Here is a 12,420-nt window from a genome sequence, read left to right on the forward strand (position 1 = left end):
TCCCCATGACCGAACAAGACCTGCTGGCCCAGCCACCCGCCGACTACATGAACGAAGCCCAGCAAGGCTTCTTCCGCGAGTTGTTGCTGATCCAGCGCAATGAGCTGCAAGTACGTATAGACGCCGAGTTCATGGCGCTGCGTGAACAGGAAACCAACAGCGACCCGGCCGATGTGGGCAGCGCCGAAGAACAGCGGCAATGGCAACTGCGCCTGCTCGAACGGGAAAAAAAGCTGTTGGACAAGATCGACGACGCGCTCGAGTTGTTGGTCCGTGGGGAATACGGCTGGTGCCGCGAGACCGGTGAGCCCATCGGCCTGCAACGCCTGCTGCTACGTCCCACCGCCACGCTGTGTATCGAAGCCAAAGAACGTGAAGAGCTGCGCGAACGCCATAAACGGGCGATTTGACCGGCCAACCCTGATGAGGAATACCTGATGCCCAATCGTCTCCCTGTGACCGTGTTGTCCGGCTTTCTCGGCGCCGGTAAAAGCACGCTGCTCAATTACGTCCTGCGCAACCGCGAAAACCTGCGGGTGGCGGTGATCGTCAACGACATGAGCGAAATCAACATCGACGGCAGCGAAGTCCAGCGTGACGTCACCCTCAACCGCGCCGAAGAAAAGCTGGTGGAGATGAGCAACGGCTGCATCTGCTGCACCTTGCGTGAAGACTTGCTGGAAGAAGTCGGAAAACTCGCCAAGGAAGGTCGGTTCGATTACCTGCTGATCGAGTCCACCGGCATCTCCGAGCCCTTGCCGGTGGCCGAAACCTTCACCTTTCGCGATGAAAACGAGCAAAGCCTGGCCGATATCGCACGCCTGGACACCATGGTCACGGTGGTCGACGGCATGAACTTCCTGCTCGATTACCAGGCCGCCGAAAGCCTGGCCTCGCGCGGGGAGACCCTCGGTGAAGAAGACGAACGCTCCATCACCGACCTGCTGATCGAACAGATCGAATTTGCCGACGTGATCCTTATCAGCAAGATCGACCTGATCAGCAGCCGCGAGCGCGAAGAATTGATGGCGATCCTCGAGCGCCTGAATGCCCAGGCGGAAATCATCCCGATGGTCATGGGTGAAGTGCCCCTGAACAAGATCCTCAACACCGGCCGCTTCGATTTTGAACGCGCAGCTCAAGCGCCGGGCTGGCTGCAGGAGTTGCGCGGAGAACATGTGCCGGAAACCGAAGAGTACGGCATCGCCTCCACCGCTTACCGCGCGCGGCGTCCCTTTCATCCGCAGCGTTTTTTCGACTTTATCGACCGCCCGTGGGTCAACGGCAAACTGCTGCGCTCCAAAGGCTTTTTCTGGCTGGCCAGCAAGCACCAGGATGCGGGCAGTTGGTCCCAGGCCGGCGGCTTGATGCGCCATGGGTTTGCCGGTCGCTGGTGGCGCTTTGTGCCGAAAAGCCAGTGGCCTCAGGACGAAGAAAGTGTCGCGGCGATCATGGGCAACTGGCAACTGAGCACCGGTGACTGCCGCCAGGAACTGGTGTTTATCGGTCAGAACATCGACTTCACCCAACTGCGCGCGGAGCTGGACGCCTGCTTGCTCAACGATGAAGAAATGGCCCAGGGCGTCGAAGGTTGGCGCTTGCTGGCCGATCCCTTTGGCCCCTGGTATGAGGAGGCAGCCGCCTGATGCTGGCCCCGGTGATTCCCCTGCGTCCCGTGATTCGCCAGACCTATGGTGAAACCCCGCTGGCGCTGTCCGACATCCTTGAAGATGGCGTCAACCTGGCGGTGTGGCAGCGCCAGTTGCCCCTGCATATCGCCGAGTTCGGCGCCTTGCTGGTGGCGCTCAACGAGCCGTTGGCGGATTCCATGGTGGTAGAACTCAACGACGAAGACGCCGTGCCCAACGTGCAGGGGCTGGCGTCCAGTTGCCGCGATCTGGAAGGCTACGAAGGCTTTATCGCCGATGTGTCTTGGCTGGTCAGCGCGTTCGCCTGTTTGCTGGGCGCCAAGCGTATCGGCGTGCGCTTGCGCCTGTTGGATAAAGCCATGTGCCCGCGTTTTCATGTCGACCATGTACCGGTGCGGCTGATCACCACCTATGCCGGGGTCGGCAGCCAGTGGTTGCGTGAAGGCGTGATGGACCGTCGTAGACTGAGCCAGCCGGACGCCGAACCCAGTGACAAGATCGAACAGTTCCACTGCGGCGAAGTCGCCCTGCTCAAGGGCACCAAATGGCAGGGCAACGAAGGTTACGGCCTGATTCACCGTTCACCCGCACTCAAGGCTGACGAGCGTCGATTGATCCTGACACTGGATTGGCTCGCATAACCGCGTAGGATCAAACGCTCTACACGGTCCGAACGATGCCCCTCATGCTGCAGAACATTCCCACCCACGTGATTGCCGGGCCCTTGGGGGCCGGCAAGACCAGCCTTATCAAGCACCTGCTCGCCCAGCGCCCGGCCAATGAGCGCTGGGCCGTGCTGATCAACGAGTTCGGGCAGATCGGCCTGGACGCTGCCTTGCTCACTCAGGACAGCGACGGCATAGCCCTGGGCGAGGTTGCAGGCGGCTGCCTGTGCTGCGTGAATGGCGCTCCGTTTCAGGTAGGACTGGGTCGGTTGTTGCGTAAGGCCAAGCCGGATCGGCTATTCATCGAACCCTCGGGCCTGGGCCATCCGGCGCAATTGCTCAAACAACTGCGAGAGGCGCCGTGGCATGACGTCCTGGCGGTGCAGCCCTGTGTGCTGGTGCTGGATGCCCAGGCGCTGGCGGCGGGCAAGCCCTTGCCGCCAACGCAGCAGGAAGCCCTGGCGAGTGCCGGGCTATTGGTATTGAACAAGGATGAAGCGCTGGACGCTGCGCAGCGCCAGGCAATTGAACAGCAGTTACCTGACTGCCCGTTGTACTGGACCCGCCAGGCGCATTTGCCGCTGGCGCAGTTACCGGGCCTGAATGCGCAGGCCGCAGCGGCTTTGGATAACTTCGACGTGCCCAAGGGGTTGGCGCAAATACCGGCAATCTGGAGTGACCCTGCGCAACCGATCTGCCTGAGCCAAGCCCAAGAGGGCGGCTGGAGCATCGGCTGGCGCTGGCACCCGAGCCAGCAATTCGATGCCCAACGCCTGCTTCGGTGGCTGGCAAGCCTTGAGTGGCGCCGCGCCAAGTTGGTTATCCACGGCGCCGAAGGCTGGGTTTCGGCCAACGCTGTGGATAACAGCCCGCTCGCCTGGCAAACCAGCGAATGGCGGCGTGACTCACGTATCGAATTGATTTTCAGCGAACCACAGGACGTGGCCGCGTTGCAGGCCGCACTGGCGGCCTGCCGTTACTGACGGTTCTTGGTGCCGTGGTCCTGGCGCCACTGGCTCAGCTCGATCACATCGGCGCTAGGCAGCGGTGTCTTGATCTCGAACGGATAGGGCGCCAGTTCGATCTGCGCACTGTGGGCGCCGAATTGGGTGATAGTCCCTGGGTGGCGGGTTTCGCCGGTCACGGTGAATTCAAAGTTGTAGATGCGTGCCAGGCGCCGCCGACCGTTGGCATCCTTCACAAAACCGATGCGCTTGAGCGCCACGGCACCGTCGAGCAGTTCGATGTCGAGTTTGGCGCAATGCTGCTTGACCCGCTCCAACGCGCGTTCGCGCAGGCCGTGGTTGTGCCACACCCAGGCGGCACCGGTCGCCAGCAGCATCAACACGAAGATGTTTCCCAGGGTCAGCATGCGAAAGACTCCAACAAAGTGAGAGCAGCTTAACTGTGTCGCCGGTCTGTCGTACAGGCTGCGTTTAGTCGCATACTGCGCGGCCAGAATTTCAATGGCTTTACGGAAATCCCCTGCATGAAACGCACACCTCATCTGCTTGCGATCCAGTCTCATGTGGTCTTTGGCCACGCCGGAAACAGCGCCGCCGTGTTCCCCATGCAGCGGGTCGGGGTGAACGTCTGGCCGCTGAACACGGTGCAGTTCTCCAACCACACCCAGTATGGCCAGTGGGCGGGCGAAGTGTTGGCGCCGCAGCAGATTCCGGCGCTGGTGGAAGGCATTGCCGCCATCGGTGAGTTGGGCAACTGCGATGCGATTCTGTCCGGTTACCTGGGCAGTGCGGATCAGGGCCGTGCGATCCTGACCGGCGTAGCGCGCATCAAGGCCATCAACCCCAAGGCCCTGTATCTGTGCGACCCGGTGATGGGCCATCCGGAAAAGGGCTGCATCGTGCCCCAGGAAGTCAGCGATTTCCTGCTGGACGAAGCCGCGGCCATGGCCGACTTCCTGTGCCCCAACCAGCTTGAGCTGGACAGCTTCGCCGGGCGCAAGCCGCAATCGCTGTTCGATTGCCTGGCCATGGCCAAGGCGCTGCTGGCACGCGGACCGAAAGCGGTATTGGTTAAACATCTGGATTACCCTGGCAAGCTACCGGACGGTTTCGAGATGCTGCTGGTGACCGCCGAAGGCAGCTGGCACTTGCGTCGGCCGCTGCTGGCGTTTCCACGTCAGCCAGTGGGCGTCGGCGATTTGACCTCGGGCCTGTTCCTGGCGCGGGTGCTGTTGGGCGACAGCCTGCTGGCCGCCTTTGAATTCACCGCCGCTGCGGTCCATGAAGTGCTGCTGGAAACCCAGGCCTGCGCCAGTTACGAGCTTGAGCTGGTACGCGCCCAGGATCGCATTGCCCATCCTCGCGTGCGTTTCGAAGCCACACCCATTGAGTTGTAGGAATATTCTTCATTGAGCCAGGGCAAGGGCGTCCGGTAGTATCGGGCGCCTCCTAGTCCCCTGTGCTTTCAAGGAAGATCCATGTCCCTCGTATTCCCTTCGCCGCGGGCGCTGACCGCCCTGGTGCTGACGTCGTTGCTGGCCGGTTGCAGTGTGAACGGCACTTACCCTGACGCCACCGAGGCTGATGCCGCCAAGCTGCGCTTCATCTCTAATACGTCCAACACCACCATCGACGTCTACGACGCTGAGCACTGCATGGGCCAGACCACTGGCATGCTCAACAATATTTTCCTGGTCGATACCCGCCGACGTGTCGGCATGTCCGTGCCCCCGCCGGCCAAGGCCAGGGGCTTGCTGGAGTTCAAGCTGGCACCCGGCAAAGAAACCATGCTGATGATCAACACCAATGGCGGAAGCTATGTGTGCGGCAAATCCATGAGCATCACGCCAAAGGCCGGGGAAGAGTATGAAGTGACCTTCGATATGGAGCGGGGCATGTGCACGACCTCGTTGCAGCGCCTGACGCGTGCTGGGGGCAAGGATGTGCGCATTCCCCAGCCGATATTCGAGAACGGCATGCCGTCGTGTGCGGGCAAGAGCCCGATATTCGGTAAGGTGATCCCGGCGACGCCTCACCGTACCGCGTTGATCAACGCGATCGTTGAAACCCATATGCAGCTCATCACGTTGATGGAGCCCGACACCGCGCAACGTCCGCAAGCCACCGAAGAAGCGATCGCCGAGCGCAAGGCGAAATTAGGCACCTTCACCCCACCTGAGGCCTATTGGGTTCAGTTCCGTCAGAACTACGCACTGGTGAATCAGGAAATGGCTGGCCGCAAGGCGCGTACGCTGGAGCTTTATGAGCGGGTTTACCGCATGCGCCTGAGCGGGACCGAAGATGCGATTCTGGAACAATGGCAGAATCCGACGGACGCCGCCGTCGTCGAGCGCGTCAAGGCCAACGACAAGTTGATGGCGCAGTACTACAAGAACACCAGCAAAGCCGTGATGGTGGACATCGTGAACCATCACATGGAGCGCATGAGCCAGTTGGATCAGCGCTTTGATGTGTGTGCCCACTACGATGGGTGCTGGCAGTTGTAGGAGCGGGCTTGTTCGCTCCTAAACGGAGGAAATGGCTTACGGCGCGTCTGCCTTGATTTCCTGGTAGCGCTTTTCCAGTTCCTGGCGGATCTGCCGGCGCTGCTGGGCCTGCACGAACCGGCGCTTGTCTTCGCTGTTGTGCGGTTGCAGCGGTGGCACGGCGGCCGGTTTGCGCTGGTCGTCCACGGCCACCATGGTGAAGAAGCAGCTGTTGGTATGGCGCACCGAGCGCTCGCGGATATTCTCGGTCACCACCTTGATGCCCACCTCCATGGAGGTGTTGCCGGTGTAGTTGACCGATGCGAGGAACGTCACCAGCTCGCCAACGTGGATGGGTTCGCGAAAAATCACCTGGTCCACCGACAGCGTCACGACATAGCGACCGGCATAACGGCTCGCGCAGGCGTAGGCCACTTCGTCGAGGTACTTGAGCAGGGTGCCGCCGTGGACATTGCCTGAGAAGTTGGCCATATCAGGGGTCATCAATACCGTCATCGACAGCTGGGCGTTTCCGGGTTCCATAGCACACTCACGGGTTGTAGGCATTGGTTGGGGGGCACCTCTGCGGGTGCTGGAATCTTTGCAGCGCCATCCATAACGGGACGCCGGTAGGCGGCTTGCCGTCACGCGTGCACCGATCTGTTTCCATATATTGCACCGGCTTTCTGCCGGAAGTCGCGGTGTTAACCTTCAAAAGCCCGTCTCAGGGCATTTCTTACGATCAAGGCAGACTTTTCCTTCCGTTCTTTGCGACTGATCAAAGGCGCGCGCGGAAGTGGGAAAAGCGCCAGTACCCTCAAGGAGCCCCTCGCCATGCACGCCATCAGCTTTATCCAGGACCTGGCCGTGATCATGTTGGTGGCCGGGGTTGTCACCATCTTGTTTCACCGCCTCAAGCAGCCGGTGGTGCTGGGTTACATCGTCGCCGGCTTCATCATCGGCCCTCATACCCCACCCTTCGGCCTGATCCACGACGAAGACACCATCAAGACCCTCGCCGAACTGGGCGTGATCTTCTTGATGTTCTGCCTGGGCCTGGAGTTCAGCCTGCGCAAGCTGTTCAAGGTTGGCGCCACGGCGTTTATCGCAGCCTTCCTGGAGATCATCCTGATGATCTGGATCGGCTACGAGATCGGCCGCTGGTTTGACTGGAACACCATGGACTCGCTGTTCCTCGGCGCGATCCTGGCGATTTCCTCAACCACCATCATCGTCAAGGCACTCAACGACTTGAAGATGAAGAACCAGCGCTTCGCCCAATTGATTTTTGGCGTGCTGATCGTCGAGGACATCCTCGGCATCGGCATCATCGCCTTGCTGTCGAGCATTGCCGTCAGCGGTACGGTCAGCTCCGGCGAGGTGTTCTCCACGGTCGGCAAGCTCTCGCTGTTCATGATCGTGGCGCTGGTCATTGGCATTTTGCTGGTGCCGCGTTTGCTGGCCTACGTGGCCAAATTCGAAAGCAACGAGATGTTGCTGATTACCGTACTGGGCCTGTGTTTCGGTTTCTGTTTGCTGGTGGTCAAGCTGGAATACAGCATGGTGCTGGGCGCGTTCCTGATTGGCGCAATCATGGCTGAATCCCGTCAGTTAATTAAGATCGAGCGCCTGATCGAGCCCGTTCGTGACATGTTCAGCGCCATCTTCTTTGTGGCGATTGGTTTGATGATCGACCCACAAATCCTGCTGCAATATGCCTGGCCGATCGCGGTAATCACCGTGGCGGTGGTACTGGGCAAGATGCTGTCCTGCGGCCTGGGCGCGTTTATCGCCGGCAATGATGGCCGTACCTCACTGCGTGTGGGCATGGGGCTGTCACAAATTGGTGAGTTTTCCTTCATCATCGCGGCGTTGGGGATGACGTTGCAGGTGACCAGTGATTTCCTCTACCCGGTTGCGGTGGCGGTCTCGGCGATTACCACATTGCTCACGCCGTACCTGATTCGCGGCGCCGACCCGTTGTCATTGAAGATCGCGGCGGTCATGCCCAGGCGCATGAGTCGAGTGTTCGGCATGTACGGTGAATGGCTGCGCAGCATTCAACCTCAGGGCGAGGGTGCGATGCTGGCGTCGATGATCCGCAAGATCATCCTGCAAGTGGGGGTGAACCTGGCGCTGGTGGTGGCGATCTTCTTTGCCGGCAGCTTTTTTGCGGCGCGCATCGGCGGCTATCTGGAAGGCTGGATCAGTGACCCAAGCTGGCAGAAGGCGTTGATCTGGGGTGGGGCGTTGCTGTTATCGCTGCCTTTCCTGATCGCGGCGTACCGCAAGCTCAAGGCGCTGTCGATGTTGCTGGCGGAGATGAGCGTGAAGCCGGAGATGGCCGGGCGGCATACCCAGCGTGTGCGAAGGGTGATCGCGGAACTGATCCCGATCCTTTCGCTGCTGGTGATTTTCCTGCTGTTGGCAGCCTTGTCGGCCAGTATCCTGCCGACCAACAAGTTGCTGGTGCTGATCGCTGTGGTCACGGCAGCAGTGGCGGCAGTGCTGTGGCGGTGGTTCATCCGCGTGCATACGCGGATGCAGGTCGCCTTGCTGGAGACGCTGGATAACCACAAGGATACGCCCGAACACTGAGTGAGCGGGCCACGTAGCTTTTTGTGGTGAGCGAGCTTGCTCGCGCTGGGCTGCGTAGCAGCCCCAGTCCAGGCGACGCGTTCTTTCAGGTTTTGCGATGTGAGGCATGGGGCCGCTACGCAGCCCAGCGCGGGGCAAGCCCGCTCACCACGCTAAGCCCGATCACCACAGCAAGCCGGTCACCCTTGGTGCAGGGCTCAGCTTTCCAGCCAGACGTCCCGCGCCCAGTGCCACACTGACTCCCAGGTTTCTTCGGTGACGATTTCTTCTTCGCCAGACCACAGCACCACGGTGCCGTCTTCTTCGACGCAGTAGTAATCGTCGCCATCCTGGCAGATCGGGATCAGGCTGCGATCAACACCGGCGTCCCAGGCGTTGGCGGCCACGTCCGGCAGGTAGGTGTGGGACTGCGGGTCGGTGACGGTCACCGGCTCCAGGCTGCCGTACACCACGTCGCTGACGGTCAGCAGGAATTCACGGAAGACAAACGGGATGTCGATGAACAATTGTTCCTCGATCTCCACCAGCAAATCTTCGTCAGGCAGCTCCAGAGGAACCGGGACCGGTTCGTTGGCTTCACGCAATTGTTCGATGATTTCTTCCACGGCCGGGATCCTCGTGCTAGATGGCGCGGTTTATAGGGGCGTTTTATACAGTAGCTCGCTATAAGTGCAACCGTGAAATAGAAAACCCCGGACAGGTCCGGGGTTTTTTGTATCTGCTTGCAAGGCGTGCAGGGATCAGCCGTTCTGGCGGATACCGGCGACCAGCCAAGGCTGGTTGTCGCCTTGGGCGCGCTCCATGTTCCAGCTCTCGCTGAACACTTCGCCCTGGTCGAAGCGCGATGTCTTCGACACACCGCTGAAGGTCAGGGTGGCGATAGTCTTGTCGGCGCGATCATCCACACCTTCCAGCTGTACGCGCAGGTCGTCAATGTAGGTCGACTGGAAAGCGTCGCCCAGATCGGCGCGTTCGCGCTTGAGGAACTCCAGCAGTTGCGGGGTCACGAACTCGGCGATCTTGTCCATTTCGTTGGCGTCCCAGTGCTGCTGCAGGGACTGGAAGTGGCTGCGGGCCGCTTCGACGAAACGCTCTTCGTTGAACCAGGCCGGTGCGTTGATCACCGGGCGGGCCGCAGCAGGTGCTGAAGAACCACCGAAGATCGAACCCATGGCTGGCTTCTGCTCGAACACTTCACGCTGCATCGGCGCGCCGGCTGGAGCCAGGTGCTCCTGCTGCTTGCGGCGACGGGCGGCGATAAAGCGGAAGACCAGGAAGGCGATGACCGCCATGATCAGGATGTCGAAGATCTGCATGCCCTCGAAGCCGCCGCCCATGAACATGGAAGCGAGCAGGCCACCGGCGGCGATACCGGCCAGAGGGCCCAACCAGCGCGAAGCACCGCCAGCCTTGGCAGCAGCGCCTGCAGCACCGGCTGCGCCTGCGGTGGCCGCAGCACCGCCGGCACCGGCGGATGGGGCCATTTGGCTGGTCTGGTGAGTCGGTGCCGAGCCCATGCTTTTGCCGCCACCAAAGCGTTTGGCGTTGGCGTCGATGCTCATCGTCAGGCCGATGCACAACGCCATGGCGATGCTAAGAAAACGTTTCATAAAGGGAATTCCCATTTGTGGATTGCACGCGCGCCATGTTGCACAGGTGTAGTGACAGTGGCTAGCGGCATAATGTTTCGGGCTTTTGCGTAAGACCGATTCCGAAGGGTCTGTAGGACTAATTACAGATATTGGCCCGAGCGGGTGAAAAACAAGGGAGGGGCGCGATTCTTCACCTGTAGGAGCCCGGCTTGCCGGCGATAGCAATCTTAAAGCCGCAATCGCCGATAAGCCGGCTCCTACAATAAGGGTGCAGTGATTCAGATGGCTTCGAGCTTCGCGTAGCCCATCATCAGCCACTTGCTGCCTTCGGCGAAATTCACCTGCACCCGCGCCTGGGCACCGGCACCTTCGAAGTTGAGGATCACGCCTTCGCCGAACACCGAATGCCTGACCTGCTGGCCAAGGCTGAACTGGGTTTCCGGAATCTCGGAACCGGCAAACAGACTGCTGGAGTTCTGTTGCTGGCCCCCGCCGAACGGGCGGCTGACGCTGTTGGACAGGCGCACTTCCTGGATCAACCCCTTCGGCACCTCACGTACGAAGCGAGACACCTTGTTGTAGGTCTCGCTGCCGTACAGGCGTCGGGTCTCGGCGTAGGTCATCACCAGATTCTGCATGGCGCGGGTGATGCCCACGTAGGCCAGGCGGCGCTCTTCCTCAAGACGGCCAGGCTCTTCCAGGCTCATCTTGTGCGGGAACAGGCCTTCTTCCATGCCCACCAGGAACACGTAGGGAAACTCCAGGCCCTTGGCGCTGTGCAAGGTCATCAGCTGGATGCTGTCTTCATGCTCATCGGCCTGGGTGTCGCCGGCTTCCAGCGACGCATGGCCGAGGAAAGCGGCGAGCGGGGTCAGCTCTTCATCTTCCTCGGTGTTTTCGAACGCGCGCGCTGCGCTGACCAGTTCCTCAAGGTTTTCTACCCGGGCCTGGCCTTTCTCGCCTTTTTCCGCTTCGTGGTAGGCGATCAGCCCTGACTGTTCGATCACCGACTGGGTCATCAAGTGCAGGGGCATTTCCGCGCACTTGGCGGCGAGGTTCTCGATCAGCTCGACAAACACGCCCAGCGCCCCGGCAGCCCGGCCGGTCAGGCCTTTATTGGCGATCAGCAAGCGCATGGCTTCCCACATCGACACATCGGCATGGCGCGCGTGGTCGCGAATGGCTTCGACTGTCTTTTCGCCGATGCCACGGGCCGGAATGTTGATCACCCGCTCCAGCGCCGCGTCGTTGCCACGTCCTTCCAGCAAGCGCAGGTAAGCCATGGCGTTCTTGATCTCGGCGCGCTCGAAGAAGCGCTGGCCGCCATAGATGCGGTACGGGATACGTTCGCGCAGCAAGGCTTCTTCCAATACCCGCGATTGGGCGTTGGAGCGGTACAGAATCGCGATGTCGCTGCGCGCCAGGCCGGTTTTCAGTGCGCTTTCGATGGTTTCGACCACGTAGCGCGCTTCATCGTGCTCGTTGAACGCGGCGTACAGGTTGATCGCCTCGCCTTCGCCGCCGTCGGTCCACAGCTCTTTGCCCAGGCGCCCGGTGTTATTGGCGATCAGGGCGTTGGCCGCCTTGAGAATCCCGGCGGTGGAGCGGTAGTTCTGCTCCAGGCGGATGGTGACCGCGTCCGGGAAGTCTTCGGAATACTGGTAGATGTTCTCGATTTTCGCGCCACGCCAGCCGTAGATCGACTGGTCGTCGTCGCCCACCACCATCAGGCTGTCGCCGCCTTTGGCCAGCAGGCGCAACCAGGCGTACTGCACGGCGTTGGTGTCCTGGAACTCGTCCACCAGGATGTGGCGGAAGCGTTTCTGGTAATGGGCCAACAGGCCTGGGTTGTCGCGCCACAAGTCGAGGGCGCGCAGCAGCAGCTCGGAGAAGTCAATGACCCCGGCGCGCACACAGGCCGCCTCGTAGGCTTCATAAATGCTGCGCATGGTGGCCAGGAACAAATCGCCGCTGGCCTGGATATGTTGCGGGCGCAGGCCTTCGTCTTTCTGGCCATTGATGAACCATTGCGCCTGGCGCGCTGGCCAGCGCTGTTCGTCGAGACCCAGCTCGCGGATCACCCGCTTGACCAGGCGTTGCTGGTCGTCGCTGTCGAGAATCTGGAAGGTCTGGCTCAGGCCTGCTTCCTGCCAGTGCGCCCGCAACAGGCGGTGCGCCAGGCCGTGGAAAGTGCCCACCCACATACCGGCCGGGCTGATGCCCATGAGCTGCTCGATGCGGTGGCGCATCTCGGCAGCGGCCTTGTTGGTGAAGGTCACCGACAGGATGGAATGCGGGGACGCGTTTTCGACCTGGATCAACCAGGCGATACGGTGCACCAGCACTCGGGTTTTACCGGAGCCAGCACCGGCCAGGACCAACTGACGGCCAACGGGGGCCGCTACGGCCTGGCGTTGGGCATCGTTGAGGGAGTTCAGCAAAAGGGAGAGATCATCGCGCATCGG

The 12,420-nt window shown here is 61.0% G+C and carries 12 protein-coding genes; 7 read left to right on the forward strand and 5 right to left on the reverse strand.

Annotation, left to right across the window (positions count from 1 at the left end; genetic code table 11):
* Positions 1–5 precede the first annotated feature (5 nt).
* From dksA to AC0IYN_RS10720, 4 genes are read left to right on the forward strand one after another with little or no spacing between them, the layout of a single operon-like run.
* A complete protein-coding gene (gene dksA / locus AC0IYN_RS10705; protein ID WP_078050804.1) occupies positions 6–410 on the forward strand; it encodes an RNA polymerase-binding protein DksA in 405 nt (134 codons plus the stop codon).
* Positions 411–437: 27 nt separating this feature from the next.
* A complete protein-coding gene (gene zigA / locus AC0IYN_RS10710) occupies positions 438–1,646 on the forward strand; it encodes a zinc metallochaperone GTPase ZigA (protein WP_457238631.1) in 1,209 nt (402 codons plus the stop codon).
* Positions 1,646–2,290, forward strand: coding sequence for a DUF1826 domain-containing protein (locus tag AC0IYN_RS10715; RefSeq protein WP_471841378.1), 645 nt, complete (start codon positions 1,646–1,648; stop codon positions 2,288–2,290). Before zigA ends, AC0IYN_RS10715 begins: the two co-directional genes overlap by 1 nt.
* 44 nt (positions 2,291–2,334) lie before the next feature.
* Complete coding sequence (locus AC0IYN_RS10720) at positions 2,335–3,297, forward strand: CobW family GTP-binding protein (protein ID WP_471841380.1); 963 nt, start codon at positions 2,335–2,337, stop codon at positions 3,295–3,297.
* Here the strand turns inward: AC0IYN_RS10720 and AC0IYN_RS10725 are convergent.
* Positions 3,291–3,686, reverse strand: coding sequence for a DUF3301 domain-containing protein (locus AC0IYN_RS10725; RefSeq protein ID WP_406596231.1), 396 nt, complete (start codon positions 3,684–3,686; stop codon positions 3,291–3,293). The genes AC0IYN_RS10720 and AC0IYN_RS10725 overlap by 7 nt on opposite strands.
* A 117-nt stretch (positions 3,687–3,803) precedes the next feature.
* On the opposite strand from AC0IYN_RS10725, the gene pdxY reads away from it, so the two are divergent.
* Positions 3,804–4,676 carry a pyridoxal kinase PdxY gene (pdxY, locus tag AC0IYN_RS10730; protein ID WP_034110415.1) on the forward strand — a complete coding sequence of 291 codons (873 nt, stop codon included), beginning with the start codon at positions 3,804–3,806 and terminating at the stop codon, positions 4,674–4,676.
* A gap of 81 nt (positions 4,677–4,757) precedes the next feature.
* Positions 4,758–5,786, forward strand: coding sequence for a hypothetical protein (locus AC0IYN_RS10735; protein WP_406596232.1), 1,029 nt, complete (start codon positions 4,758–4,760; stop codon positions 5,784–5,786).
* A gap of 36 nt (positions 5,787–5,822) precedes the next feature.
* Here AC0IYN_RS10735 and AC0IYN_RS10740 read toward each other — a convergent pair whose 3' ends face one another.
* Positions 5,823–6,308, reverse strand: coding sequence for an acyl-CoA thioesterase (locus AC0IYN_RS10740; protein WP_034110411.1), 486 nt, complete (start codon positions 6,306–6,308; stop codon positions 5,823–5,825).
* Positions 6,309–6,599: 291 nt separating this feature from the next.
* On the opposite strand from AC0IYN_RS10740, the gene AC0IYN_RS10745 reads away from it, so the two are divergent.
* Positions 6,600–8,363 carry a cation:proton antiporter gene (locus AC0IYN_RS10745; protein WP_406596233.1) on the forward strand — a complete coding sequence of 588 codons (1,764 nt, stop codon included), beginning with the start codon at positions 6,600–6,602 and terminating at the stop codon, positions 8,361–8,363.
* 197 nt (positions 8,364–8,560) lie between these two features.
* Here the strand turns inward: AC0IYN_RS10745 and AC0IYN_RS10750 are convergent, their stop codons facing one another.
* From AC0IYN_RS10750 to uvrD, 3 genes are all read right to left on the reverse strand, one after another.
* Positions 8,561–8,968 carry an SMI1/KNR4 family protein gene (locus tag AC0IYN_RS10750; protein WP_010207624.1) on the reverse strand — a complete coding sequence of 136 codons (408 nt, stop codon included), beginning with the start codon at positions 8,966–8,968 and terminating at the stop codon, positions 8,561–8,563.
* Positions 8,969–9,103: 135 nt separating this feature from the next.
* On the reverse strand, positions 9,104–9,973 hold the full coding sequence (locus AC0IYN_RS10755) for a Tim44 domain-containing protein (protein WP_406596234.1): 870 nt from the start codon (positions 9,971–9,973) through the stop codon (positions 9,104–9,106).
* A 260-nt stretch (positions 9,974–10,233) separates the two neighbouring features.
* A complete protein-coding gene (gene uvrD, locus AC0IYN_RS10760; RefSeq protein WP_457247623.1) occupies positions 10,234–12,417 on the reverse strand; it encodes a DNA helicase II in 2,184 nt (727 codons plus the stop codon).
* Positions 12,418–12,420 lie beyond the last annotated feature (3 nt).

This window comes from Pseudomonas sp. AC112 (assembly GCF_979253545.1).

Excerpts from the sequence above, each read along its gene's own strand:
- dksA (WP_078050804.1), top strand. The coding sequence starts at position 6 with ATGACCGAACAAGACCTGCTGGCCCAGCCACCCGCCGACTACATGAAC.
- zigA (WP_457238631.1), top strand. The coding sequence starts at position 438 with ATGCCCAATCGTCTCCCTGTGACCGTGTTGTCCGGCTTTCTCGGCGCC.
- AC0IYN_RS10715 (WP_471841378.1), top strand. The coding sequence starts at position 1,646 with ATGCTGGCCCCGGTGATTCCCCTGCGTCCCGTGATTCGCCAGACCTAT.
- AC0IYN_RS10720 (WP_471841380.1), top strand. The coding sequence starts at position 2,335 with ATGCTGCAGAACATTCCCACCCACGTGATTGCCGGGCCCTTGGGGGCC.
- AC0IYN_RS10725 (WP_406596231.1), bottom strand. The coding sequence starts at position 3,686 with ATGCTGACCCTGGGAAACATCTTCGTGTTGATGCTGCTGGCGACCGGT.
- pdxY (WP_034110415.1), top strand. The coding sequence starts at position 3,804 with ATGAAACGCACACCTCATCTGCTTGCGATCCAGTCTCATGTGGTCTTT.
- AC0IYN_RS10735 (WP_406596232.1), top strand. The coding sequence starts at position 4,758 with ATGTCCCTCGTATTCCCTTCGCCGCGGGCGCTGACCGCCCTGGTGCTG.
- AC0IYN_RS10740 (WP_034110411.1), bottom strand. The coding sequence starts at position 6,308 with ATGGAACCCGGAAACGCCCAGCTGTCGATGACGGTATTGATGACCCCT.
- AC0IYN_RS10745 (WP_406596233.1), top strand. The coding sequence starts at position 6,600 with ATGCACGCCATCAGCTTTATCCAGGACCTGGCCGTGATCATGTTGGTG.
- AC0IYN_RS10755 (WP_406596234.1), bottom strand. The coding sequence starts at position 9,973 with ATGAAACGTTTTCTTAGCATCGCCATGGCGTTGTGCATCGGCCTGACG.
- uvrD (WP_457247623.1), bottom strand. The coding sequence starts at position 12,417 with ATGCGCGATGATCTCTCCCTTTTGCTGAACTCCCTCAACGATGCCCAA.